General features: G+C 64.9%; 24 protein-coding genes. 11 read left to right on the top strand and 13 right to left on the bottom strand.

Annotated features, from left to right (window positions below; all coding sequences use genetic code 11):
- Positions 1–33: 33 nt before the first annotated feature.
- The gene (locus K289_RS0120545) at positions 34–2,718 is read right to left on the bottom strand and encodes an EAL domain-containing protein (protein WP_027553255.1); all 2,685 of its coding nucleotides are present in this window, start codon (positions 2,716–2,718) and stop codon (positions 34–36) included.
- Positions 2,719–2,932: 214 nt separating this feature from the next.
- On the opposite strand from K289_RS0120545, the gene K289_RS0120540 reads away from it, so the two are divergent.
- The gene (locus tag K289_RS0120540) at positions 2,933–4,036 is read left to right on the top strand and encodes an NAD(P)/FAD-dependent oxidoreductase (RefSeq protein WP_027553254.1); all 1,104 of its coding nucleotides are present in this window, start codon (positions 2,933–2,935) and stop codon (positions 4,034–4,036) included.
- Positions 4,037–4,143: 107 nt separating this feature from the next.
- Here K289_RS0120540 and K289_RS0120535 read toward each other — a convergent pair whose 3' ends face one another.
- Positions 4,144–4,329, bottom strand: coding sequence for a YdcH family protein (locus K289_RS0120535; protein WP_027553253.1), 186 nt, complete (start codon positions 4,327–4,329; stop codon positions 4,144–4,146).
- A gap of 331 nt (positions 4,330–4,660) precedes the next feature.
- Between K289_RS0120535 and K289_RS0120530 the strand changes: the two genes are divergently transcribed.
- The 3 genes from K289_RS0120530 (at position 4,661) to K289_RS0120520 (ending at position 5,644) form a co-directional block, all read left to right on the top strand.
- Entirely contained in the window at positions 4,661–4,867 is a 207-nt protein-coding gene (locus tag K289_RS0120530) for a YdcH family protein (protein ID WP_027553252.1), read from the top strand.
- A 177-nt stretch (positions 4,868–5,044) separates the two neighbouring features.
- Complete coding sequence (locus tag K289_RS0120525; protein ID WP_027553251.1) at positions 5,045–5,260, top strand: hypothetical protein; 216 nt, start codon at positions 5,045–5,047, stop codon at positions 5,258–5,260.
- A gap of 132 nt (positions 5,261–5,392) precedes the next feature.
- Entirely contained in the window at positions 5,393–5,644 is a 252-nt protein-coding gene (locus K289_RS0120520) for a hypothetical protein (protein WP_027553250.1), read from the top strand.
- Between the two features lie 111 nt (positions 5,645–5,755).
- Here the strand turns inward: K289_RS0120520 and K289_RS0120515 are convergent, their stop codons facing one another.
- Positions 5,756–6,454, bottom strand: coding sequence for a GGDEF domain-containing protein (locus K289_RS0120515; RefSeq protein WP_084788661.1), 699 nt, complete (start codon positions 6,452–6,454; stop codon positions 5,756–5,758).
- Positions 6,455–6,596: 142 nt separating this feature from the next.
- On the opposite strand from K289_RS0120515, the gene purE reads away from it, so the two are divergent.
- Complete coding sequence (purE, locus tag K289_RS0120510; RefSeq protein WP_027553248.1) at positions 6,597–7,085, top strand: 5-(carboxyamino)imidazole ribonucleotide mutase; 489 nt, start codon at positions 6,597–6,599, stop codon at positions 7,083–7,085.
- Positions 7,082–8,188, top strand: a complete 1,107-nt coding sequence (locus K289_RS0120505) for a 5-(carboxyamino)imidazole ribonucleotide synthase (RefSeq protein WP_027553247.1) — start codon at positions 7,082–7,084, stop codon at positions 8,186–8,188. The genes purE and K289_RS0120505 overlap by 4 nt, the downstream gene beginning before the upstream one ends.
- Before the next feature lie 36 nt (positions 8,189–8,224).
- Here the strand turns inward: K289_RS0120505 and aqpZ are convergent, their stop codons facing one another.
- Positions 8,225–8,947, bottom strand: coding sequence for an aquaporin Z (gene aqpZ, locus K289_RS0120500; protein WP_027553246.1), 723 nt, complete (start codon positions 8,945–8,947; stop codon positions 8,225–8,227).
- Positions 8,948–9,210: 263 nt separating this feature from the next.
- On the opposite strand from aqpZ, the gene rpsU reads away from it, so the two are divergent.
- Together rpsU and K289_RS0120490 are read left to right on the top strand one after the other, a co-directional pair.
- Positions 9,211–9,507 (top strand): 30S ribosomal protein S21, encoded by a 297-nt coding sequence (gene rpsU, locus K289_RS0120495; RefSeq protein WP_027545547.1) that lies wholly within the window; start codon positions 9,211–9,213, stop codon positions 9,505–9,507.
- A gap of 126 nt (positions 9,508–9,633) precedes the next feature.
- Positions 9,634–10,281: a tetratricopeptide repeat protein gene (locus K289_RS0120490; protein WP_027553245.1), complete on the top strand. Its 648-nt coding sequence runs from the start codon at positions 9,634–9,636 to the stop codon at positions 10,279–10,281.
- Between the two features lie 24 nt (positions 10,282–10,305).
- Here K289_RS0120490 and K289_RS0120485 read toward each other — a convergent pair whose 3' ends face one another.
- The 9 genes from K289_RS0120485 to K289_RS0120445 form a co-directional block, all read right to left on the bottom strand.
- On the bottom strand, positions 10,306–11,241 hold the full coding sequence (locus tag K289_RS0120485; protein ID WP_027553244.1) for a hypothetical protein: 936 nt from the start codon (positions 11,239–11,241) through the stop codon (positions 10,306–10,308).
- A gap of 92 nt (positions 11,242–11,333) precedes the next feature.
- The gene (locus K289_RS0120480) at positions 11,334–11,618 is read right to left on the bottom strand and encodes a cupin domain-containing protein (protein ID WP_027553243.1); all 285 of its coding nucleotides are present in this window, start codon (positions 11,616–11,618) and stop codon (positions 11,334–11,336) included.
- 12 nt (positions 11,619–11,630) lie between these two features.
- Positions 11,631–12,731 (bottom strand): calcium:proton antiporter, encoded by a 1,101-nt coding sequence (locus K289_RS0120475; protein ID WP_027553242.1) that lies wholly within the window; start codon positions 12,729–12,731, stop codon positions 11,631–11,633.
- Positions 12,732–12,794: 63 nt separating this feature from the next.
- Positions 12,795–13,592: an alpha/beta hydrolase gene (locus K289_RS0120470; protein ID WP_027553241.1), complete on the bottom strand. Its 798-nt coding sequence runs from the start codon at positions 13,590–13,592 to the stop codon at positions 12,795–12,797.
- A gap of 265 nt (positions 13,593–13,857) precedes the next feature.
- The gene (locus K289_RS0120465) at positions 13,858–15,255 is read right to left on the bottom strand and encodes an NAD(P)(+) transhydrogenase (Re/Si-specific) subunit beta (protein ID WP_027553240.1); all 1,398 of its coding nucleotides are present in this window, start codon (positions 15,253–15,255) and stop codon (positions 13,858–13,860) included.
- Between the two features lie 39 nt (positions 15,256–15,294).
- Positions 15,295–15,612, bottom strand: coding sequence for a proton-translocating transhydrogenase family protein (locus K289_RS0120460; protein WP_027553239.1), 318 nt, complete (start codon positions 15,610–15,612; stop codon positions 15,295–15,297).
- An 11-nt stretch (positions 15,613–15,623) separates the two neighbouring features.
- Positions 15,624–16,751, bottom strand: coding sequence for a Re/Si-specific NAD(P)(+) transhydrogenase subunit alpha (locus K289_RS0120455; protein ID WP_027553238.1), 1,128 nt, complete (start codon positions 16,749–16,751; stop codon positions 15,624–15,626).
- Positions 16,752–16,893: 142 nt separating this feature from the next.
- On the bottom strand, positions 16,894–17,046 hold the full coding sequence (locus K289_RS0120450) for an aa3-type cytochrome c oxidase subunit IV (RefSeq protein ID WP_008136857.1): 153 nt from the start codon (positions 17,044–17,046) through the stop codon (positions 16,894–16,896).
- A 211-nt stretch (positions 17,047–17,257) separates the two neighbouring features.
- On the bottom strand, positions 17,258–19,138 hold the full coding sequence (locus K289_RS0120445) for a M3 family oligoendopeptidase (protein WP_027553237.1): 1,881 nt from the start codon (positions 19,136–19,138) through the stop codon (positions 17,258–17,260).
- A gap of 124 nt (positions 19,139–19,262) precedes the next feature.
- On the opposite strand from K289_RS0120445, the gene K289_RS0120440 reads away from it, so the two are divergent.
- From K289_RS0120440 to K289_RS0120430, 3 genes are all read left to right on the top strand, one after another.
- Positions 19,263–20,759: a sigma-54 dependent transcriptional regulator gene (locus K289_RS0120440; RefSeq protein ID WP_027553236.1), complete on the top strand. Its 1,497-nt coding sequence runs from the start codon at positions 19,263–19,265 to the stop codon at positions 20,757–20,759.
- Between the two features lie 346 nt (positions 20,760–21,105).
- Positions 21,106–23,322 (top strand): murein L,D-transpeptidase, encoded by a 2,217-nt coding sequence (locus K289_RS0120435; RefSeq protein WP_027553235.1) that lies wholly within the window; start codon positions 21,106–21,108, stop codon positions 23,320–23,322.
- 273 nt (positions 23,323–23,595) lie between these two features.
- Positions 23,596–25,215, top strand: coding sequence for a DUF882 domain-containing protein (locus tag K289_RS0120430; protein WP_027553234.1), 1,620 nt, complete (start codon positions 23,596–23,598; stop codon positions 25,213–25,215).
- Positions 25,216–25,219 lie beyond the last annotated feature (4 nt).

Raw genomic sequence — 25,219 nt, 5'->3', positions numbered from 1 at the left:
GTCGAGAGGGAGCGAGGAAGCGTCCGCTCACCACTAGCCGGTCTTGAGCGCAAGCTCCATTGTCTCGGCGCGGCCGATCAGGCCTGCATACTGCTCGATCGGCTTGGGCCTGCCGAGCAGATAGCCCTGCACACCGTCGCATCCCTCCCGGGCGAGGAAGGCGAGCTGCTCGATTGTCTCGACACCTTCGGCGATGATCGACATTTCGAGGCCGTGGCCGAGTTCGATCACGGCGCGGACGATCGCCGCCGATTGCGGGTTGCGGCCGAGATTCATGACGAACGTGCGGTCGATCTTGATCTTGTCGAACGGGAACGCCTGGAGATAGCTCAGCGAGGAATAGCCGCTGCCGAAATCGTCCATGGAGATGCGCACGCCGAGCGCCTTCAGCCTGCGCAGCAGTGCGAGGCCCCGGTCAAAATCCTCGATCAGCACGCCCTCGGTGATTTCGAGCTCCAGCCGGCCGGGCGCGAGGCCCGTCTCGAGCAGAATGGAATGGACGAGCCCGACCACGTCGCCGTGCATGAACTGCGCCGGCGACAGGTTGACGGCGACCTGGAGCGGCTTCGGCCATGACGCCGCCTCGCGGCAGACCTCGCGCAGAATCCATTCGCCCATCTCGACGATCAGGCCGCTTTCCTCCGCGATCGGGATGAATTCGGCCGGCGAGACCTGGCCCCGCACCGGATGCTGCCATCGCGCCAGTGCCTCGAAGCCGATGATTTCGGTCTCGGCGACGCTGTGGCCCGCGATCCCCTGCGGCTGGAACGCGAGCGACAGCTCGCCGTTCTTGATCGCCTTCGACAGGTCCTGGTGCAGCACGCGGCGGTCGCGGATCTGCTGGTCCATCTCGGGCTGGTAGAGGCTGATCGAGCCGCGCGATTTCTGCTTGGCGCGGAACAGCGCCGCACCGGCATTGGCGAGCAGCGAAGCGGCATCCGCACCATTGTGCGGGAAGATCGACATGCCGGTGGTGACCCCGGCGCGGACTGCTCGACCGTCGATCTGGAATTCCTGGGCAAGGGCATGGCCGAGCTGCTGCGCCAGCGCGAGGCCGGCGTCCGGCTGCTTGCCGTCGATGATCAGGCCGAACTCGTCGCCGGACAGGCGCGCCACCACGCCGCCGCGGGCGGCGTCCTGAAGCCGCTGGGCCACCTCGATCAGGAGCTTGTCGCCGAGGGCATGGCCGAAGACGTCGTTGACCTCTTTCAGCCCGTCGAGGTCGACGCAGAGCACGGCGAACTCCTCGCCGGTGCCCTCGCAGGCCTCGATCATCTGGGTCAGTGCCTGAAGGAAGGCGGCGCGGTTCGGCAGGTCCGTGAGCCCGTCGTGATAGGCCATATGCGCCATCCGCGACTCGGTCTGGCGGCGGTCGGTGACGTCTTCGTGGGTCTTGATCAGATATTGCGGCTCGCCGGAATCGTTGAGCACGGTGGCGCGGCGGGTGAGGAACAGCCGCAGGCCATCCTTGGTGGAGATCGGGTGCTCCTCGGTGATCATCCCCCGCTTCTTGATCGCGGCCTCGTCGCGCGCGATGATCAGCTTCGCCTCTTTGGCGTTGAAGATGTCGGAGGCGGTCAGGCCGGTGGCCTCCTCGCGCCTGCGGTTGAGGATCGTCTCGGCACTGCGATTGGCGAGCAGGTAGCGGCCATCCTTGACCTGCTCCACGATCAGCGCCACCGGGATGTTGTCGACCACGAGCTCGAGGAATTTCTTGGTGCTCTCCAGCTCCTGCGACAGGGAGCGCCGGTCAGTGATGTCCTCGAACACCAGCAGCAGGAATTCCGGCTGGTTGCTCTCGTTGCGGACCACAATGCGAATCGAGGCAACCATGCGCTGCGTCCCGCCGCGCTCGACCTCGAACTGATTGCGGAACTGGCCGTCGGTTGCCTCCAGCGCGGCCCGGTCGGTCGCCTCGATGGTCGCCGCCGAGGCGGGTGCGAACAGTTCCCGCGCGTTCTTGCCCACGACGTAGTCCCGCGAGAAGCCCCAGAACCGCTCATAGGCGCTATTGGCGAAAATGTAGCGGCCGTCCTCGATGTTCTTCGCGGCGACGCAGGCCGGCACGTTGTCCAGCACCGTCTCCAGGAACTGCTTGGTGGACGCGAGCTGCCGCGACAGCCTGCGCTGCTCGCTGACATCGAGATGCGTGGCCACCGAGCCGCCGTTCGGCAGCACGTAATACTTCACGAGGATGGCGCGCCCGTCCGGCAGCTCGGTGATCAGGCCGTTGTGGCTTGCCGCCTTCTCGTAGAACTCGTCGTCGGAGACACCGAGGACCCCGCGATCGCGCCGCAGCTTGAGGAGGTCGTAGCCGGTCATGTCGGCCCAGAGGTCCGACCGCGACAGGCCGTAGATCTCGATATAGCGGTCGTTGCAGAAGATGATGCGCCGCTGCGCATCCGTCATCACCACGCCCTGGTTGAGATTGTTCATGGCGGAGGAGACGAAGGCATTGCGCCGCAACTGCGCCCGCTTGGCCCGGCGCAGCGCGGAATGGATCCACAGAACGATCGCGGCCAGGAAGGCGCTGACGGCAACGCCCGCGATGAGAGCCTCCCAGATCACGCCGGGATCGAGCCTGCCGACATGGCCGGACGATGCGAATTGGTCGGACAGCGCGACGGCGCGCGCAGGGGCAGCCGTGCAGGCCAGACACACGACGGCCTGCACAGAAATCAGAATCGTGCTGCCCGCATGCCAGTTCCTGTCAGCCATCAGCCACCCGCGATTTCAACTGCGGATTGTCTGGCTTCACGGGTTTGGATCGGGTAAACGCCTGTACGCGCGACAGAAAAATGTGACGTGAACTACGGCAATTGCCCTGACATGATAAATGCTCCCTTAACGGAAGGCGGCCTCGAGGCACGTTTTCCAGGCAAACAGGCCCCTCCGCAACTCTCGGCGCCCCCACCAGAAATGCCGCAAAACCATGGATAGGGTCGACTGCGTCGTCGTCGGAGCCGGCGTCGTCGGGCTCGCGATCGCCCGGCGCCTCGCCCAGGCCGGGCGCGAGGTGATCGTGCTGGAAGAGGCGGAGGCCATCGGCACCATCACGTCCGCGCGCAACAGCGAAGTGATCCATGCGGGCATCTACTACCGCGCCGGCAGCTGGATGGCGCGCATGTGCGTCAGCGGCAAGCATGCGCTCTACCGCTACTGCGCCGAGCGCGGCATTCCGCACAAGAATTGCGGCAAGCTGATCGTTGCGACGACGCCGAGGGAGACCGAGAAGCTGCAATCGATCAAGGCGCATGCCGAAGCCAATGGCGTGCTCGACATGCAGTTGCTCCCGGGCGAAGCCGCCCGCGCGCTGGAGCCGGCGCTCGCCTGCGACGCCGCGCTGCTCTCGCCTTCCACGGGCATCATCGACAGCCACGCCTACATGCTTTCACTGCGCGGCGAGGCCGAGGCGGCCGGCGCGGCCTTTGCGTTTCACACACCACTGATCCGGGCCAAGGCCGCGGGCGGCGTGATCGAGATCGATGCCGGCGGCGAGGCGCCGATGACGCTGCAATGCGCCCTGCTCGTCAACGCCGCCGGGCTCGCGGCCACCACGGTCGCGCGCCACATCGACGGCATGCCGCTGGAGCAGATTCCGCCGGCCTATCTCGCCAAAGGCAATTACTTCAGCTGCAGCGCCAAGGCGCCGTTCTCGCACCTGATCTATCCGGTGCCCGAGCCCGGCGGGCTCGGCGTGCATTTGACGCTGGACATGGCAGGCCAGGCGCGGTTCGGTCCGGACGTCGAGTGGATCGAGACGATCGACTATGCAGTCGACCCGGCGCGCGCCGAGCGCTTCTATCCGGCCATTCGCAAATATTGGCCGACGCTGCCTGATGGCGCGTTGATGCCGAGCTATTCAGGCATCCGCCCGAAGATCGTGCCGCCGGCTGTCGCCACGCAGGATTTCCTGATGCAGGGCCCGCGCGATCATGGCGTCGAGGGACTGATCAATCTGTTCGGCATCGAATCGCCGGGATTGACGTCATCGCTCGCGATTGCGGATCACGTCGCCGAACTCGCAGGACTCTAGGTCCCGCGCAATGATGATTGCGTGGCGCCCTTGCCGCAGGGACGAGCACAATAGCTCTCGCCCCTGCGTGAAAGGGTGCGATCAACTTTACGATGTGTACGGGGTTACTAGTGGAGCGTGTCGTCCGAGCCGTGCTTCAAACGCTCGATCTGGTCCTTGACCATCAGCTTCCGGCGCTTCAACTCAACAATTTGCAGGTCGTCTGTTGAAAGGTGCACGAGTGCTTCGTGCAATTCGTTTTCGAGAAGTTTGTGCTTCCGCTCCAATTCAACCAGATGTGCCTGAATTGTCATTCGAAACCTCCTCGGTAGGGTTGAACCTTAGGATTCGATCCGGACGGCGAAGTGTACATCAGCGATTCGTTCTGTCGACGATTATCCGTCGTCGCAGCGTCATTTTTGAAAATTCATATGTAATGAAGCGTGAGTACGGAACCGCGCGGGAAAGACTCATGATATCAATGTGCTCGCGCGGCGCGGGAGCGCTCCACCGAAATATCTTGCGGGAGAACGGTGAGCGGCGTCCGGAGATCGCTTGCGATCACGCCACGCAAGGACGATAATTTCCACAGGACGTCCACAGCCTTGTCCTGGAGCTCATCGGGTTTTTCGGCCACCGTAGATCATGACCAATGAAGACGAGCGCGAACTCGAAGCCGAGCTCGCCCGGTTGCAGCAGGAACACCGAGATCTCGACGCAGCGATCGATGCACTGCATCAATCGCCCGCCCCCGATCTATTGCGTTTGCAGCGTCTGAAGAAACGCAAGCTGTTGTTGCGCGACCGGATCGCGTTCATCGAAGACCAGATCACGCCCGACATCATCGCCTGATCGCGAACGCCTCTGGCAGCCCGGACTTACCGCGCCGGGAGTGTCGGCCATGTCCGCGAACACTTGTCTCCGAACACGTCTCCGAACACTTGGTGCGCTTCGCGGGATTCCGCTTGACTCACTTGGAACAAAAAGAGAACATTCGAAAGCCCACCGCCCCCAGGAAAACGCCCATCCATGTCAGCAGCCCTCTTCGATAACAGCCATTATGAACAAGCCTGCGATCAGGCGATCGCGATGTGCGACGGCAACCTGCGCAGCACCATCAAGGCGCTGATCATGGCCAACGAATATCTGGAGGCGGAGCTCGAGGAATTGCAGGCGGCGATTTCGGCCGGCTGCATTCCGGAGACCTCGCGCGGCCAGATGCGGAGCAAGAGCAGCGCCGCCTGATCGCCAAAGCGCGATGGCATCGCGCTTTAGGTTGTTGTTTGAGCATGATCTCCGCGCGAATGCGTTCGGCGTTTGTTGCGAGGGAAAACCGCTTCACGTTTTTCCGGATCATGCTCTACCCGGAGCAACGCCATGTCGGATGTGACCTACTACGTTGCAATGCCCTTCCTGATCGATGCCGACGGATCGCCGGTCGCAGGCGCCGCGGAGGAATGCCAGACTTCGGCGGCCGCCCTGCGGCGCGCCGCGATTCTGGCGCGCGGTACCGGGCACATCGGCGCGGTCGCGTTCAGCCGCAGCGGCGATCCCATGACCGGTGAGTTCGACGACGCCAAGCTGCTGCGCAAATTCGGCAACGTGCCGGAAGACCTCGGCGCGCTCTGACTCTATTGCTCGAGCATGATCTCCGCGCAAACGCGTTCCGCGTTTGTCGCGCGGGAAAACCGCTCCACACTTTGCGCTAACGCGGCCCTTCGGGTCCGGATCATGCTCTAGCTACTCGCGTAGCCTGATCGCCGGCTCGTGCCGCCGCTTCGCCTTGCGCACGTACATTGCCGCATCGGCCTCCTCCAGCGCGCGGCCTGCGTCGGAATGCGGCCCGAGCAGCGCGACGCCGGTGGAGGCACCCGCGTTCACGCGCTGGCCATGGAAGACGAAAGAGAGCTCGTCGATCGCCTGCTCGAAGGCCGCAGCCTTCGCCTTGGCGTCGGTCTCGCTGAGATTCCACAGCAGCAGCGCAAACTCGTCGCCGCCGAGCCGGCCCACCACGTCGGACGCGCGCACCTGCCGCGTCAGCGTGCCGGCGATCGCCTTGAGGACCTCGTCACCGGCGGCATGGCCGAAGGAGTCGTTGATCGGCTTCAGCCGGTCGACATCGAGCACGATCACCGCACCGCTGGCGCGGTAGCGCTTCATGTAGGCAATGGCGCGCTGCAGCTCGCGCTCGAACCCGCGCCGGTTGGGAATGTCGAGCAGGAAATCGGTGTCGGCCGCCGCCTCGAGTTCCGCCACCCGCTGCAGGGCCTCCTTGAGCTTGGCCCGCAGGCTGCGGATGGTCGCTTTGCCGCCATCGGCGGCCGGCGCGCGGCGCCGCGACGGCGCGGCCGGCCGCTTGGGCGCGGTTCTGGTCAGGCTGACGCTGGTCTTTCGGCCCTTCCCGGCCTTCGCAGCGGTCGCCCTTTTTGGTTTCTTCATGGGCATCCTGCTCAATGAAGGCTTGCGGGGATTCACCAAGACAGGATAGTGCATTCCCTTCTCCTTGCCACCGCCTTGCGAGCCGCCGGCCGGAACCGTTAATCTGGCCTATGTTTCTGTTTTCCCGAGCACAATTAACGTCATGACCGCGCCGATCGCCATCATCATGGGAAGCCAGTCGGACTGGGACACCATGCGCCATGCCGCCGACACGCTGGAAGCGCTCGGTGTGGCCTGCGAAAGCCGCATCGTCTCGGCGCATCGCACGCCGGATCGGCTGTTTGCCTTCGCCAAGGGCGCCAAGGCGGCGGGCTTCAAGGTCATCATCGCCGGCGCCGGCGGCGCGGCCCATCTGCCCGGCATGGCGGCGGCACTGACCGAACTGCCGGTGTTCGGCGTCCCCGTCGAATCCAAGACGCTCAAGGGCGTCGATTCGCTCTACTCGATCGTCCAGATGCCGGCGGGCATCCCGGTCGGCACCCTGGCGATCGGCAAGGCAGGCGCGATCAACGCTGCGCTGCTCGCAGCCGCCGTACTGGCCTTGTCCGATCCGGCGCTGTCGACCCGCCTTGCCGCCTGGCGCAAGGCGCAGACCGACGCGGTTGCCGAGCGCCCGGAGGACAAGGCGTGACTGACACCAATCGGGTGAAGCTGAAGCCCGGCGACACCATCGGCATCCTCGGCGGCGGACAGCTCGGCCGGATGCTGGCCATGTCGGCGGCGCGGCTCGGCCTGCGCTGCCAGATCTTCTCGCCCGATCCGGATTCGCCGGCCTTCGACGTCGTGCTGAACGCGACGTGCGCCGAATATGCCGATGTCGAGGCGCTGGAGCTGTTCGCCAACGATGTCGACGTCATCACCTACGAGTTCGAGAACGTGCCGGCCGCGGCCGCGATGGTGCTGAACGCGCGCCGCCCGGTGCTGCCGAACCGCAAGATCCTCGAGACCACGCAGGACCGGCTCGCCGAGAAGGATTTCGTGACGCGGCTCGGGATCGGCACCGCCGCCTATGCCGACGTCACCTCGGTCGCGTCATTGCGCGAGGCCATCGTCAGGATCGGGCTGCCGGCGGTGCTGAAGACCCGCCGCTTCGGCTATGATGGCAAGGGCCAGGCCATCATCCGCAACGGCGACGACATCGCCAAGGTGTGGACCAGCCTCGGCACCAAGCAGGCGATCCTGGAAGCCTTCGTGCCGTTCGAGCGCGAGATCTCCGTGATCGCCGCGCGCTCGGCCGCGGGCCAGGTCGAATGCTTCGACGTCACCGAGAACGAGCACCGCGATCACATCTTGAAGATATCCCGCGCGCCGGCGCCGATTCCGGATTCGCTCGCGGACGAGGCGCGCAGCATCGCGAGCAGGATCGCCACCGCACTCGACTATGTCGGCGTTCTCGCAGTCGAGATGTTCGTGCTCGCCAACGGCACCGGACCGAAGGTGCTGGTCAACGAGATCGCCCCGCGCGTGCACAATTCCGGTCACTGGACGCTCGACGGCGCGTCGGTGTCCCAGTTCGAGCAGCACATCCGCGCCATCGCCGGCTGGCCGCTCGGCAAGCCAGTGCGCCATGGCGAAGTCGTCACCATGACCAACCTTATCGGCGACGAGATCAACAGCTACGACAACTGGCTGACCGTTCCCGGCGCCACCGTGCACATCTACGGCAAGGGCACGCCGCGTCCCGGACGGAAAATGGGCCACGTCACCGAGGTCCGGCCGGCACGAGGCAAGTGACGGGACCGCGGCGATTGCCGCGATCCCGCGCGTCGGTCACGCCGTCTTCACGCCTGCGACGACGCCAGAGGGCTCCTCGCTGAGCCAGCGATAGATCACACCGCCCAGCGCGCCGCCGATCAAGGGCGCAACCCAGAACAGCCAGAGCTGCGCCAGCGCCCAGCCGCCGACGAACAGCGCGGGGCCCGTGCTGCGCGCAGGGTTCACCGACGTGTTGGTGACGGGAATACTGACGAGATGGATCATCACCAGCGCAAGCCCGATCGCCAGCGGCGCGAAGCCCGCGGGAGCGCGGCCATGGGTGGACCCCATGATGATGAACAGGAACATCATGGTCATCACCACCTCGGTGATGAAGCACACCACCATGCCGTATTGGCCGGGCGAATGCGCACCGTAGCCGTTGGAGGCGAAGCCCTTGCTGACGTCGAAGCCGGGCGCGCCGTTTGCGATCACATAGAGAAGGGCGGCAGCCACGATCGCGCCCACGACCTGCGCAATCACGTAAGGAAGGATCTGGCCGGCCGGAAAGCGCCCGCCGGCAGCAAGGCCGACCGTGACGGCCGGGTTGAGGTGGCAGCCGGAGATATGGCCGATAGCGTAGGCCATCGTGACCACGCTCAGCCCGAATGCCAGGGAGACGCCGACCAGGCCGATTCCGACCTGCGGAAAGCCGGCTGCGATCACTGCGCTCCCGCAACCAGCGAATGTGAGCCAGAAGGTGCCGATAGCTTCGGCGGCGTATTTCTTCGTATCCATGTGGGGTCTCCCCTGATTTCCAAGATTTCCGGAGCAAAGCTCCGGCTGCGGCCCCGTCTTTGGCGCCAAATCACCCAAATCGCGGCCGCACAGAGGCACTTTCGCCTCATTTAATGGCTGAACTTGGCCCGAAATGCCGCTTGGCAGGTGGACATCTCAGCTTTTGTCTGATACATCCGCGCGCTCAAGGTTAAGGGCCGAGCGTTTTGCCTCCCCCTTTGACTTACCAGAATTCAAATCCGATCTACTGAAGAGGATGCCGCGTGCAGGTTCTCGTTCGCGATAACAATGTTGATCAAGCCCTCAAGGCGCTGAAGAAGAAGATGCAGCGCGAGGGCATTTTCCGCGAGATGAAGCTCCGCGGTCACTACGAAAAGCCCTCCGAGAAGAAGGCCCGCGAAAAGGCCGAAGCCGTGCGCCGCGCGCGCAAGCTCGCCCGCAAGAAGCTGCAGCGTGAAGGCCTGCTGCCGATGAAGCCGAAGCCGGTGTTCGGCGCCGGTCCCGGTGGTGAGCGTGGCGGCCGTGGTGGCCCGGGCGCCGGTCCGCGCGGACCGCGCTGATTTTGCCGAACTTGCAAGACTGAGTTTTCAATGACGCGGGCCCCTGGCCCGCGTTATTATTTTGGCAAGCGGTGCCTTTCTGGGATGGGGCACTACAGATGCGGCACCAGCGCGAGCGAACCGTAGATGGCTTCCCCTTTCCCCGAGCGCATTCTGGCGCGGACGCGCCACGTCTGTCAGCGGCCACTCGTGGCGGTCATGGTAGGAATCGCGCTCTCCGGCTGCTCCTTCGACCTGGGATCGCTGATGCCGGAGAAGGACAAGCCGCAGGAGGCGCCCAAGGCGGCGCCCACCGACAGCGCCGTCAGCGCCGGCAATGTCAGCGAGGCGCAGGCCCACACCGCGAAAGCGCAGGCGCTGGCGAAAGCCGGAGAAACCTCCACCGCGCTGGACGAGTTCAACCGCGCGGTCGCGCTCGATCCCTATAATGCGCAGGCGCTCTATGGCCGCGCCCTGATCTACCAGGGCAACAACCAGCACGACTTCGCCATTGCCGATTTCAGCGCGGCGAGCGGGCTCAACCCGCAAAAGGCCGAGCCGCTGCTTGGCCGCGCCGTCAGCTATCTCGCGCTTGGCAAGGTCAGGGAGGCGGCAGCGGATCTCGACGAGGCGTCCGAGGCCGATCCGCACAACGTCCAGGTCTGGACGACGCGGGGGCAGGCTTATGAGCGGCTGGGCGACAAGGCCAAGGCAGCGGCGTCTTACACCAAGGCGGTCGCGCTCCGTCCACGCGACGACGCCGCACGCAGCGGCCTTGCCCGCGTCGGCGGCTGAAAGGCTGGGCGCGGCACAGGCGCCTTAATCCGGGGTAGCGCCCTTCGGCAGGACGGCGTGGAACATCGACTTCATGCCGGACAGCATGTCCTCGGCGACGTTGGTCTTGGGCCGCGGCATGGCAGGCCCGCCCGCGTCGGCACGCAAATCGAGCGGCGGCGCGATCACCGGGACGGGGATATCGGCCGGCGGGGTCATCCTGTTGGGATCGTCGCTGCCGACCGAGGCAGTGTAAGGCGGATTGGCCGATTGGCCATTGCCATAGGACTCGGCAGGCGGCGTCGACACCGTGATCGGCGGCGGCAGCGGGCGCACGGCCGACGGCGCCGCAGTCACGACTCGCGGCGCCTCCTGACCGCGGGCAGCTTCCTGCGCGTGGGCTGCCTCCTGAGCCACAGGCTCAGACGACTTGGTCTCGGGCGACTTGTATTCAGGTGACTTGTACTCAGGTGACTTGCGCAGCCGCTCGATCGCGGCGCGCGCGAGATCGTTGGCGTCCGGGGTTGCAGCCGTCGTCGGGGCTGAATTGGCCTCGACAACCGGGGAGGCGGCAGCGGGAGCGGCGGGGGTGGACTTGGCGACGGCCTTCTCGCGCGCCGAAGTGCGGCCGCGGGCGCCTGTGGGGGCGGCCTCGGCCGGCGCCACATCCGCAGCCTTAGTCTCTGCACCCTTGGTCTCGGCCGGCTGGTCGGCAGGTTTGTCGGCGGGCTTCTCGGCCGCCGGCTTGTCCGTCACGGATTTCTCGGAAACGCCCTTGGCCTTGACGCCCGGCGCCGGGAGATTGGCGACGTTGGCGGGCTTGCCGTCCTTGCCCGCGGGCTGGGCGGGCGCGACGGCGGCCGCGGGAGCGTCGGGCGCCGGCTTGGCGTTGATGTAATGATTAACGATGTACGCCCCGATGATCGTGGCGAGCACCGAGGGGAAAATATCCATCGATATCTTAGCGAAGTATTTCAGCATTCCGGCCACTCCCCGCGCGATCTGATGCGGGAACTTTTGGGCATAGTAAGGGATCAACTGCGACGGATCGATGGCAATCGATGAACGGGGATCTACGGTTTCAGTTCGATCTCAAGGAACACGATCTCGGTTGAGGTTTCGTTAAGCACGTCATGCGCGACACCCGCCTTGCGGAAGTAGGACTTTCCCGCCGCGAGTTGCGCCTTGGAGCGCTCCCCATCGGGCGCCACGATGGTCATTTCCCCGGCGACGACGGGAACGATCACGTAGTCCATCCCATGGACGTGAGGCCCGGTGGCGCTGCCCGGCGCCAGTCTCCACTCGGTCACCCGGACCTCCTCATTGTCGATCTGGACGTCGGACTGGGCGGCGAGCATCAGCATTTTCTCCTAGGGCACGAAAACCATGAACACGTAGACGGCAAATACCACCAGATGGACCAGTCCGAACAGGACGTTGGTCCTGCCGGTTCCGAAGGTCAGCATGCTCAGCAGGAATGTGAGGAAGAGCAGCGCCGTGTTCTGCGGGTTCAGTCCGAGCACGAGCGGCTGGTCGAACGCATAGGTGGCAATTCCGACCGCGGGAATGGTCAGCCCGATGGTTGCAAGCGAGGAACCGAGCGCCAGGTTGATGCTCTTCTGGAGGTCGTTCTTGCGCGCCGCCGCAATCGCGGAGACGCCTTCCGGCATCAGGATCAGGAGCGCGACCAGCAGGCCCGCGAACGCGGGCGGAGCGCCGATCATGGCGGCAACGGCATCGACGACCAGCGAGAATTTCTTGGCGAGGAGAACCACGGCCGAGAGCGAGACCAGCAGCAACGCGATGCTGACCGCCAGCATCTTGCCGGACAGATGGCTCGTGCCGCCCGCCTCGTCGTCTCCGGCTTGATTGATGAAATAGTCGCGGTGGAGGACGGTCTGGGTATAGAGAAACACGCCGTAGAGCACGATCGTCACGAGGTCGACGAAGCCGAGCTGAAGCGTCGAATACATCGGGCCCGGCGTGGTCAGCGTGTAGTTGGGCATGATCAGCGTGATGGTCGCGAGCGCAATCAGGCCGCTGAGATAGACGTTGGCGCCGGAGACCTGAAAGCCCTGCTCGCGATAGCGCAGGCCGCCGGTCAGGATACAGAGGCCGACCAGGCCGTTGCAGACGATCATCACGACCGCGAAGACTGTGTCGCGCGCGAGCTCCGGCGCCGGCTTGTCCCCCAGCATGATCGTCGTGATCAGCGCGACCTCGATGATGGTGACCGAGAGCGTGAGCAGCAGCGTGCCGAACGGCTCGCCGATCCGCTCCGCGATCACCTCGGAGTGATGAACAGCCGCGAACACGGTGCCGAACAGGATCACCAGGAGCACGACCGCAAACACGACCCCGCCGGCCGATAGCGTGAAGCCGTAGCCGGTCGCGGTGACGATCAGGAATAGCAGCACCGCCAGAGCTGGAAATAACCATGACGACCGCGGCATCGGTCCGTGCGCGCTCATGCAGACAAATCCTCAAATCGAGCCGGGGACGATTATGCGCGAGAAGATCGCGTGCGTCAGCCCTTAGCTGCCATTGATGAATTGTCGCGCGATCTCCATGGCTCCGAAGGCATCGAGATCGTTGTGTCCGCCGCCGTCAAGTCGCACGAACCGTTTGGGCCCGCGGGCGAGTGCGAACAGGCGCGTCCCCAGCGCGATCGGGATGGTCGGATCGTCTGTGCCATGCATGATCAGAAGCGGCGCAGTGACGCGGGCGATGCGCTCGTCGGAGCGAAACTGGTCGCGCATCAACAAGCGGACCGGGACGAAGCGGTAGTGCGAGGCGGCGACGTCGACCATCGACGTGTAAGGTGCCTCCAGGATCAATTTGCCGATCGTGTGCTCGGAGGCGATCGCAACCGCCACACCGGTCCCGAGCGAGAAGCCCCAGGCGACGATCCGCTCGGCGGCATAGCGCGCGGCTGTGAAGGCGTAAGCCGCGGCGGCATCGCGCAGCAGGCCCTGCTCGCTCGGCGCGCCGCTCGAACCGGCATAGCCGCGATAGGATAGAGCGACGAGACCAGTGCCGTCGGCGGTCATCGCCTTGAAGCGACCGACAAGGCCGGCGAGAAAATCGCCATTGCCGTGAAAATAGAGGATCACGGGACGATCGGGCTTTGCCGGCACGTGCCAGACGATCACCGTCTCGCCATCCGACGTGGTCAGCAGGTGCTCCTCCGCCGAAAACCCCGCAGCGGCCGGCGCCGTTCGTTTGGTGGTCGGGATCGGAAACAGCATGTCGCGCTGCATCACATAGAGCAGGACGAGGCCTGCGAAATAGCCGCCCACGACGAGGATGGCGATCCACTTGATGATGGTCATACAGGCGACACGCGGCTGAGGCCCAATCTTTCGGCAGGGTATCGCGGACGACGTGTGGTCGTCCGCAACGGACCCGCCGCAGGCCTCAAGGCTTGCGCCGACTTCGCAGCAATTTCAGGACATCCGGCCGGGTACTCACCGGAATATCGCGGCAGCCGCATGCGGCCACGCGCTGTTCTCGCGTGGCCTTCGCGTGGTCTTGGGCGGCATGCGATGGGACCGGTGCCATTCCTTGTTGATGGCCACGGTCCGCTTTCCTGTTGCGCTACATCGCCTTGACGATGTTCTCGGTGACCTTCTTGGCGTCGCCGAGCAGCATCATGGTGTTGTCGCGATAGAACAGCGGATTGTCGATGCCGGCATAGCCCGACGCCAGCGAGCGCTTGATGAACATCACGGTGCCGGCCTTCCAGACCTGGAGCACCGGCATGCCGTAGATCGGCGAGGTCTTGTCCTCTTCGGCAGCGGGGTTGGTGACGTCGTTGGCGCCGATCACGAAGGCGATGTCGGCCTGCGCGAATTCGGAGTTGATGTCCTCGAGCTCGAACACCTCGTCATAGGGCACGTTGGCTTCGGCCAGGAGCACGTTCATGTGGCCGGGCATGCGGCCCGCGACCGGGTGAATCGCGTACTTCACCTCGACGCCTTCCTTCTTCAGCATGTCGGCCATTTCACGCAGCGCGTGCTGGGCCTGCGCCACCGCCATGCCGTAGCCCGGCACGATGATGACCTTGGAGGCGTTCTTCATGATGAAGGCCGCATCGTCGGCCGAACCGAGCTTGGCCGGCTTCTGCTCGCCTGTCGCACCGCCGGCCGCCGCGGTCTCGCCGCCGAAGCCGCCGAGGATGACCGAGATGAAGGACCGGTTCATCGCGTGGCACATGATGTAGGACAGGATCGCGCCCGACGAGCCCACCAGCGCGCCGGTGATGATCAGCGCGGAGTTGCCGAGCGTGAAGCCGATGCCGGCAGCCGCCCAGCCCGAATAGGAGTTCAGCATCGAGATCACGACCGGCATGTCGGCGCCGCCGATCGGAATGATCATGAGCACGCCGAGCGCCAGCGCGAGGATGACGTTGAGCCAGAAGAACACGGCGCTGCCGGTGACGACGAGGCCGACGATGCAGGCGACCAGCGCGACCGCGAGCGCGATGTTGATCACGTGCCGCGCCGGCAGGATGATCGGGGCGCCGCTCATCCGGGCCGACAGCTTCAGGAACGCGATCACCGAACCGGTGAAGGTCAGGGCGCCGATGGCGACGCCGAGCGACATTTCGACCAGGCTCTGGGTGTGGATGTTGCCGGGCGTGCCGATGTCAAAGGCCTCAGGCGCATAGAACGCGCCGGCAGCAACCAGCACCGCGGCCATGCCGACCAGCGAGTGGAAGGCGGCGACCAGCTCCGGCATCGAGGTCATCGGCACGCGGCGTGCGATCACCGCGCCGATCGCAGCACCAATGGCGATGCCGACGATGACGAGCAGCCAGGCCAGGCCGTCCGCCGGCGGATGGTTGGCAAGCGTGGTGGCGACCGCAATCGCCATGCCGATCATGCCGAGCAGATTGCCCCTGCGCGACGTCGCCGGGCTCGACAGCCCGCGCAGTGAGAGGATGAAGAGCACCCCCGCCACGAGATACAAGAATGCAGAGAGGTTAGCGCTCATCTCAGGTCCCCATCTATCCCTTCAGCCCGAGGTGGCCGCTTACTTGGCCTTCTTCTTGTACATCGCCAGCATGCGCTGGGTGACAAGAAAGCCCCCGAAAATATTGATGCAGGCAAACACCAGCGCGACGAAGCCGAAGGCGCGAGCCCAGCCCGAGCCGCTCGATACGTTTGCGACGCCGCCCGCGAGAAGCGCGCCGACGACGATCACCGAGGAGATCGCGTTGGTGACCGACATCAGCGGCGTATGCAGCGCGGGGGTCACCGACCACACCACGAAGTAGCCGACGAAAACGGCGAGGACGAAAATCGATAGCCGGAAGATGAAGGGGTCGACGACCTGTGCAGCGTGCTCCATGGCTTCTCTCCTTAGGCTTTCGGCTGGAAGTTCGGGTGGATGACGGCACCGTCCTTGGTGAGCGCAGTCGCCTTGACGAGTTCGTCGTCCCAGTTCACGGCCAGCTTCTTCTCTTTCTTGTCGACCATGGTCTCGATGAAGGAGAACAGGTTGCGCGCGTAGAGGCTGGACGCCGAGGCAGCGACCCGGCCGGCAACATTGGTGTAGCCGACGATCTTGATGCCATCGAGGTCTACGACCTCGCCGGCCTTGGCGCCCTCGACGTTGCCGCCGCGCTCGACCGCGAGATCGACCAGCACTGAACCCGGCTTCATCGACTTGACCATCTCGCCGGAGATGAGCTTCGGCGCCGGCCGGCCCGGGATCAGCGCCGTCGTGATCACGATGTCCTGCTTCTTGATGTGCTCGGCGGTGAGCGCGGCCTGCTTGGCCTGGTACTCTTTCGACATTTCCTTGGCGTAGCCGCCGGCGGTCTGCGCGTTCTTGAACTCCTCGTCCTCGACTGCGAGGAACTTTGCGCCGAGCGATTCGACCTGCTCCTTGGTCGCGGGCCGCACGTCGGTGGCGGTGACGATGGCGCCGAGGCGGCGCGCGGTCGCGATCGCCTGAAGGCCGGCGACGCCGACGCCCATCACGAACACCTTGGCGGCGGGAACGGTGCCGGCAGCCGTCATCATCATCGGGAAGGCGCGGCCGAAGGCTTCGGCGCCCTCGATCACGGCGCGGTAGCCGGCGAGGTTCGCCTGCGAGGACAGCACGTCCATCACCTGGGCGCGCGTGATGCGCGGCATCAATTCCATCGCGAAGGCGGAGATGCCGGCATCGGCCATCGCCTTGAGCGCCGCATCGTTGCCATAGGGGTCCATGATGGCGATGACGAGCGCGCCGCGCTTGTACTGCGCGAGCTCGGTCGCCTCGGGACGCTTGACCTTGATGATGATGTCGGCGTCCTTCAGCGCATCGGCGCTGACGGTGGCGCCCACCGCGGTGAATTCGGAATCCGGCAGGCCCGATTTGAGGCCGGCGCCCGGCTCGACGGCAATCTCGGCGCCCAGCGCCTTGAACTTCTTCACCGTATCAGGCGAAGCGGCAACCCGCGACTCTGACGGATCGATTTCCTTGGCAACGGCGATCTTCATAGGCCCTCCGGCGGCGCGGGACAGCGCGCGCACAAAAAAGTAGCGTTACTCCCGCAACGTTCGATACCGGTTTTGGAACCGGCTTGAATGCAAATATTGTGGGCAGCTGCCGCCGTTGGCGTAGGCAGCCGCCATAGGCGGATCAGGTGAGGAAGATCGCCATCAAAATGACGATGAGCGCGACCGAGGCCGTGCCGTATTTCACGAGCTTGATGAAGCCCTCATAGGTCTGCTCGTGCGCAACGTAGTCGTTGCCGTCGGCGGTGGTGTACGCCACTTCGCTATGGTCAGCCATTGATGATGTCCCCAGTCGAAAGTCGAATTCTTTGCTGGCAATACCGCAATAAGCCGGACAGGGCAACGGCACGGACGCGCGGTTTTCCGGCAAATGGGCTCATTTGGAATCCCGATTATCGCGGATCAAGCGGGTGGGACAGCATTCGCTGAACGGCGGTTCAACAAATGCTTCGCACCCACCCTGCTCTAAATTCAGGCACTTTCGCCCGTCAGCCCATGGTCTCCAACTCGTCAATCATGCCCGCAATGACCGAGAGCCCGCCGTCCCAGAATTTCGGGTCCTTGGCGTCGAGCCCGAACGGGCGCAGCAACTCGGAATAGTGCTTGGTGCCACCGGCGGCGAGCATGTCGAGGTAGCGCTCGGCAAAGCCTTCGGCCGCGTTCTCATAGACCGCGTAGAGCGAGTTCACGAGGCAATCGCCGAAGGCATAGGCGTAGACGTAGAACGGTGAATGGATGAAGTGCGGGATGTACATCCAGTAGTTCTCGTAGCCCGCCTTGATCTCGATCGCCGGCCCGAGGCTCTCGCCTTGCACCGACAGCCAGATCTCGCCGAGCCGCGTCGCGGTAAGCTCGCCGTTCTTGCGCTCGGTGTGCACGGCACGCTCGAAGGAATAGAACGCGATCTGCCGTACTACGGTATTGATCATGTCCTCGACCTTGCCGGCGAGCAGCGCCTGGCGCTGCTTCGGGCTCTTGGTCTGCGCCAAGAGCCGCTTGAAAGTCAGCATCTCGCCGAACACGCTCGCGGTTTCCGCCAGCGTCAGCGGCGTCGGCGCCATCAGCGCGCCGTTCCTGGCCGCCAGCACCTGATGCACGCCATGGCCGAGTTCATGGGCGAGCGTCATGACGTCGCGCGGCTTACCCTGGTAGTTCATCAGCACGTAAGGATGCGCAGACGGCGTGGTCGGATGCGAGAAGGCGCCGGGCGCCTTGCCCGGGCGCACCGGTGCATCGATCCAGCGGTCGGTGAAGAAGCGCTCGGCGATCTCGGCCATATCAGGCGAGAAGCCACGATAGGCCGTCAGCACCATGTTCCGCGCATCGGGCCAACCGATGGTGTCGGTCGCGGCAAAAGGCAGCGGCGCGTTGCGGTCCCAATAGGCCAGCCGCTTCTTCCTGAACCAGCGCGCCTTCAGCGCGTAGTAGCGGTGCGACAGCTTTGGATAGGCCGCGCGCACCGAGGCGACCAGCGCATCCACCACCTCGCGCTCGACCCGGTTGTTCAGATGCCGGGAATCCGCGACGTCCTGGAAGCCGCGCCAGCGGTCGGAGATGTCCTTGTCCTTGGCGAGCGTGTTGGTGATCAGCGCAAAGGTGCGCTCGTTGGCCTTGAAGGTCTTTGCCAGCGCCTCCGCGGCGGTCTTGCGCTTGGCGCCGTCGCGGTCCTGCAGCAGATTCAGCGTCGGCTCGATCGCGAGCTCCTTGGAGCCGACCTTGAAACGCAGGCCCGAAATGGTCTGGTCGAACAGCCTGTTCCAGGCGGAGTAACCGGTCTGCGCCTTCTCCAGAAAGAGCTGCTCCAGCTTGTCCTCAAGCTGATACGGCTTCTCCTTGCGCAAATCCTCGATCCAGGGACGATAATGCGCGAGCTCCACCGTCTGCATCGCGGAGGTCAAAAGATCGTCATCGATCCGGTTGAGCTCGAGCGCGAAAAACAACAGATGGGTGGACGCCGCTGTCAGGCGCTCGGACACATCGCCGTAAAACTTTGAAATCTTGGGATCAACGCTGTCGCCGGCGTGAACGAGGCCGGCATAGGAGCCGAGGCGGCCGGCGAGATCGTCAATTGCCTCATAGCGTCGCACGGCCTCGGCGAGCCATTTTCCGCCATCTTCGTTTGCTGTGCCTGTCGCGAGCTTGCCCTTGTAGTCCGTCTCAAACGCGACGCAATCGGCATCCATCTTTTCGAGATCACGCGCCACGTCCGGCGCATCGATCCCGGAATAGAGATCGGCGAGGTTCCATTCCGGAAGCTTTCCGGTTTTGCTTGCAGACTTGCCGGAGGGTTTGGCTTTGGCGGCGGCTTTTTTGGTGTTCGGCTTGCGGAGGGCGGGCATGCTACGAGTGGGCTTGGAGCGCGAAGTCATTGTGCTGGAAACCTGTGTTCAACGATCGCAAAGAGCGGGGTCATCAAGGTTTAAGAGTGCGTTAATCGGCTTCGGCCAGAGTGACCCGATTCGAGACAGATAGTTGTAGCGTGCGGGGAACACCATGGCTGCCAGTATTTTGATCGCCGATGACGACGCCGTGGCACGCCGTCTGGTCGAGAACATGGTGCAGAAATGCGGCTATGAGACGATCGTCGTGGATTCCGGCGACGCCGCGATTGCCACCCTCACCGCGCCCGACGCACCGGCCATCGACGCCGTCATCCTCGATCTCGTGATGCCCGGCCTCGACGGCATGGGCGTGCTGGCGAAAATCCGCGAGGCGGGCCTCAGCGTACCCGTGATCGTGCAGACCGCCCATGGCGGCATCGACAATGTGATCTCGGCGATGCGCGCAGGCGCCGCCGATTTCGTGGTCAAGCCGGTCGGCGTGGAGCGGCTGCAAGTCTCCTTGCGCAACGCGCTCAATACCTCGGCGCTCAAGGGCGAATTGCAGCGCATCCGCCACAGCCGCGAAGGACGTCTGACCTTCTCCGACATCATCACGCGCGCCGATGCGATGGCGGGCGTGATGCGCGCCGCGCAGAAGGCGGCCAACTCCTCCATTCCCGTGCTGATCGAAGGCGAGTCCGGCGTCGGCAAGGAGATGTTCGCGCGCGCCATCCATGGGAGCGGCGAACGCAAGGCAAAGCCTTTCGTCGCGGTCAATTGCGGCGCGATTCCCGACAATCTCGTCGAGTCGATCCTGTTCGGTCACGAGAAGGGCGCCTTCACCGGCGCAACCGAGCGGCACATGGGCAAGTTCGTCGAGGCCCACGGTGGCACGCTGTTTCTGGACGAGGTCAGCGAGCTGCCGCTCGCCGCGCAGGTCAAGCTCTTGCGCGCGCTGCAGGAAGGCGCAGTGGAGGCGGTCGGCGGCCGCAAGCCGGTCAAGGTCGATGTCCGCATCGTCTCCGCGACCAACCGCAGGCTCCTGGAGCGGGTGAAGCAGGGTCATTTTCGCGAAGACCTGTTCTATCGCCTGCACGTGCTGCCGCTGACGATCCCGTCGCTGCGCGCACGGCGCGAGGATATCCCGCATCTGCTCCGGCATTTCCTGGCGCGGTTTGCCGCCGAGGAAAACCGCCCGATCAACGGCATCAGCGGCGAGGCGATGGCGCATCTGGCGCAGCTCGACTGGCCCGGCAACATCCGCCAGCTCGAGAACGCGGTCTATCGCGCGGTGGTGATGAGCGAGGGCGACCAGCTCGGCCTCGGCGATTTCCCCCTGCTCAACTCGCATCCCCATCCCGCAAACGACATTCCAACCGCGCCGCTGATGCTCGAGCCGATCGCGGCGCCCTCGCTGGTTTCGGGTAATGAAATACCGATCGCGCCCCTGCCGGCGACGGGAAGCCTGACCATGCTGACCGCAACCGGCGACGTGCGGCCGCTGGAAGACATGGAGAACGAAATCATCCGCTTCGCGATCTCGCATTATCGCGGACAGATGTCGGAAGTTGCTCGCCGCCTCAAAATCGGCCGTTCCACGCTCTACCGCAAACTCGACGAAGCCGGCGTGCAAGGGCACGGCGGGAAAAGCGGCGAGGAGACGCACTGAGCAGCGCCTGCGAGTGGCGGTTTGCCTGACGCCCCAGTTTGGCCGCAAGCCCTTCGGTTTACGGAGTTTTCGACCGCGGCGTGAACCGTGACTTGGAAGTGACAGACAAAGGGAAAAGCGCTTGGCAGAAGCGCACAATCCGTTGCCAAGAGGCTTCCTTGAAGTCAGTTTGTCGTGAGTTGTCCCGGGTGGCGCTGGCTGCAAAAACGGGGCCTGTATATCGTCTGCGTAAGAATCGTTGCGTGCAGGCGTGCAACTTTCGAGAAGCCGGCACGATTAGCCGAAGCTCATAAGACGATAACGAAGCTGTTCCATGAGGGACAGTTCACCCAAGGGGTGCGACACAATGCTTGACTGCTTGAACCACCGTCGAGGCTTTGACCGCGTGCTGATGACGGTCGCGGCGACCTTCCTCACGGTGTCGGCCACTTCGGCGCTTGCGCAGGACCAGGCGCGCAGCAGCGCCGCCGAGCTCGCGATCGAAGCCGCGATCCCGCGCCCGGAGCCCGCAAACGTCCCGCCCCCGACCGCCGCCGACATCAAGCTCGATACCACGGCAACCGTTCAGGACCCCGCCAAGGAAGCTGCGAAGACAGAGGCCGCCGCGCCCGCACCCTATAAGGTCGAGGCCAAGCCCTCCGACGTCGCCACCACGCCCGCGGCTGACGCGCCGAAGAACGAGACTGCCAAGACGGAGCCCGTCAAATCTGAACCAGCCAAGGCGGACACTGCGACCGCAACGCCGATCGCTCCCGCTGCACCTGCGGCCGCGGCAGCGACCCCGGCCGAACCGCCCAAGGACGTCGCCAAGGAGCCGGCCCCAGAGCCCGTGAAGGCCGCGAGCAACGTTCCTGCCGCGGACCAGCCGGTCGCCGACAAGCTCAAGGACATGATCGGCGCCAAGTCCTCGCGCTATTTCGATCGCAAGAATGAACGTGCCGCCGTCGAGAAGTTTTACGGCGCGCGCGAGTTCGCGCCGGTCTGGACCCAGGCAGGCGCCCTCACCGCTGCGGGCAAGGGCGTGATCTCGCGGCTGAAGGATGCGGCCTCCGACGGCCTCAATCCCGCCGATTACCCGGTGCCGGATTTCACTGCGGCCACGACGCCCGATGCGCTCGCCGAGGCCGAGCTGAAGCTCACCGCTAGCATGTTCGACTATGCGCGCCAGGCGCAGAGCGGCCGGATGCACTGGTCGCAGGTCAGCGCCGACATCCTCTATCCCGAGCACCCGACCGATCCGAACGAGGTGCTGATCAAGGTCACGACCGCGGCCGACGCCTCCGCGGCGCTCGACAGCTACAACCCGCCGCAGAAGCTCTACAAGGAGCTGAAGGCGAAGCTCGCGCAGCTGCGCGGCCAGGGCGACGGCCCGGTGATCGAGATCACTGACGGGCCTGCGCTGAAATACACCCCGGCCCGCGGCAAGAAGCAGGCTGAGGTCGTGGTGGAAGATCCGCGCGTGCCGCAGCTCCGCGCCAAGCTCGGCATCACCGAGAACGCCAACGACACCCGCTACGACGCAACCGTCGCCGAAGCCGTGCGCAAATTCCAGGACGGCGCCGATCTCAAGGCCACCGGCATCCTCGACGACAGGACGGTCAGGGCGCTGAACAGCCCGAAGCGCGACAGGCAGATCGACACGGTGCTGGTGAACATGGAGCGCTGGCGCTGGCTGCCGCGCGACCTCGGCGCCCCTTCGCTCGGCGACGCCTATGTCATCCTCAACATCCCCGACTACACGCTGAAGGTGATGCAGCGCGGCCAGCAGGTCTGGACCACCCGCGTCGTCACCGGCAAGCCGGGCACGCATGCGACCCCGCTGCTCAGCGAGACGATGAAGTACATCACGGTCAACCCGACCTGGAACGTGCCGCCGTCGATCGTCTACAACGAATATTTGCCGGCGCTTCAGCAGGATCCGACCGTGCTTCAGCGCATGGGCCTGCGCCTCGAGCAGAACCGCGACGGCTCCGTACACATCTCGCAGCCGCCGGGTGAAGCCAACGCGCTCGGCCGCGTCCGCTTCAACTTCCCGAACAAGTTCCTGGTCTATCAGCACGACACGCCGGACAAGTACCTGTTCGCCAAGGAAGAGCGCGCCTACAGCCATGGCTGCATGCGTGTCCAGAATCCGGATCAGTACGCCTCGGTGCTGCTCAACATCACGATGCCGAACGAGCACTACACGCCGGAGCGAATCCGCAGCATGTACGGCTCGAGCGAGGTCGACCTGAAATTCCCGACGCCGATCCCGGTCAACATCACCTACCAGACCGCGTTCGTGGACGACGCCGGCAAGCTGCAAATCCGCAAGGACGTGTATGGCCGCGATGCGACCATGATCAACATCCTGAAGAACAACCGCGGCAAGGATCTCGAGAACGTCGTCGCTCATGCCCAGCCGAGCTACTCGCGCCCGGCAACGACGCTGCCGTCCGGTGTGGCAGTGGCCAACAGCGGCTTCTCCTCATCCGGCCCCTCGTTCTTCGAGCGGCTGTTCGGCGCGCCGACCCCGCCGCCGGCTCCGATCGGCCGCAGGCCGCAGCGGGTGTTTACCCGCTGAGCCATTCTCAGCCCACCATTTCTTGAAATTCTTCAATGAAATCAGCGACCTCGACCCGTGGTCGGGATCGCTTAACGTTAACCATTCTCTCGCCCGAGGCCGGGCAGCGGGCGTTTTTTCGCCACAGTCAACCGTTTAGGTTTGTATTGTGACTTGGTTTGGGGGCGGGAAGGTACACCTCGAATTAACCTTCTCGCTTTAAGAAAGCGTTCATCCTCTTTCGCGCGCTAGCGGGGTTGGCGGGAGAGTCCATTTTGAACGCTCGTCGACTGGGTGGGCTCATACGTGCTGGCTGGTTTCGCACGCAAAATTTCTGCGGTGTCGTTGTCCCATGCGGGGTTGAAGGCCGGATCCAGGATCGGCCTCGCCGCGCTGGTGCTGCTTGCCGCCGCCGGCTCGGTGCATGACGCCGCGGCACTGAACGAGACCCACACGCTCTCCTTCCACCACACCCATTCCGGCGAAGATCTCACCGTCACCTTCAAGCGCGACGGACGCTATGACGAAGCGGCGCTGAAGCAGCTCAACCACTTCCTGCGCGACTGGCGTACCCAGGACGAGACGGTCATGGACCGTCACCTCTTCGACATCCTCTGGGAAGTCTATCGCGACGTCGACGCCAAGCAGCCGATCCAGATCATCTCCTCCTACCGCTCCCCCGCCACCAACGCCATGCTCCGCCGCCGCTCCTCGGGCGTCGCGCGCTTCAGCCAGCACATGCTGGGACATGCGATGGATTTCTACGTTCCGGGCGTGCCGCTGGAGCAGATCCGCTTCGCCGGCCTACGCCTGCAGCGCGGCGGCGTCGGCTTCTATCCGACCTCCGGCTCGCCCTTCGTGCATCTCGACACCGGCAGCATCCGGCACTGGCCGCGCATGACGCATGATCAGCTCGCGCGCGTCTTCCCCGACGGCCGCACGGTCCACGTTCCGACCGACGGCGTGCCGCTGAAGGGTTATGAGCTCGCCAAGGCCGACATCGAGCGGCGCGGCAGCGGCGATGACGCCGCGAGCAAGCCGAACTTCTTTGCCGCCCTGTTCAGGAGCAAGTCCGCTCCGAGCAGCAGCGAGGAGGATGACGAGGGCGCGCCCGTTGCGAGCGGGAAGCCGGCGGCCCCGACCGTGGTCGCCGCCGCGGCGAAGCCGGCCGATCCGGTGCCGACGCCTCGCGCCAAGCCGCAGGTGCCCGCAGCGCTCCAGCTCGCCTCGGCCGATGTGCAGGCCGTTGCGCCGCCGAAGCCGAAGCCTGCACCGGTCGCCGACAAACCGGCTGACGCCAAGCCAGCTGACAAGCCCGAAACACCGGCCGACATCATCAATGCCCGCGGCTTCTGGGATATTCCGGCGACGCCGCAACAGGCGACCCCGGCCCAGGTCGCCGCGCTGAAGGCGCGCCAGGCGCTCGCCGCCGCGACCGACCCGCAGCCGACCGCGAGCGTCTCCTCAGCCGCCTATCAGGCACTGGCCTATGCGCCGGCCGCCGCCTCCCCGGTCGACCGCGCCAACGTCGTTGCCGCCTCGGCGCCTATCCCGCGCACGAGCCGCCCGGCCTCCCGCAACCTCGCGCAGGCGACTGAAATCAACACGGTCGTGGCCAAGGGCGCCCAGGGCGCGGTCGCGACCTCGAGCCGCCTCTCCGCGGCCAAGGGCGAGAGCCTCTGGCTCAAGATCGTGATGCTGTCGCCGAGCGCTAGCCGCGCAATGTCGGTGACGCTGATGGGCGAGATCGACATGGCCGCGATGCGCGCCTACTTCATCAAGCCGCAGGCCGTGATCGCGATGGGCTTCACCGATGATCCGATGCTGGGAATGTCCTGCGACAGTTTTTCTGGTAGCGCCACCGCGAAGCTCGATATGACGTCCTTCGTCATGCGCACCGCCGCGCTGCGCTGAGGCG

The organism is Bradyrhizobium sp. Cp5.3 (assembly GCF_000426265.1).
GTDB lineage: Bacteria > Pseudomonadota > Alphaproteobacteria > Rhizobiales > Xanthobacteraceae > Bradyrhizobium > Bradyrhizobium neotropicale.
The sequence above is the reverse complement of the archived record's forward strand: the minus strand, read 5'-3'. Positions and strand labels throughout refer to the sequence as shown.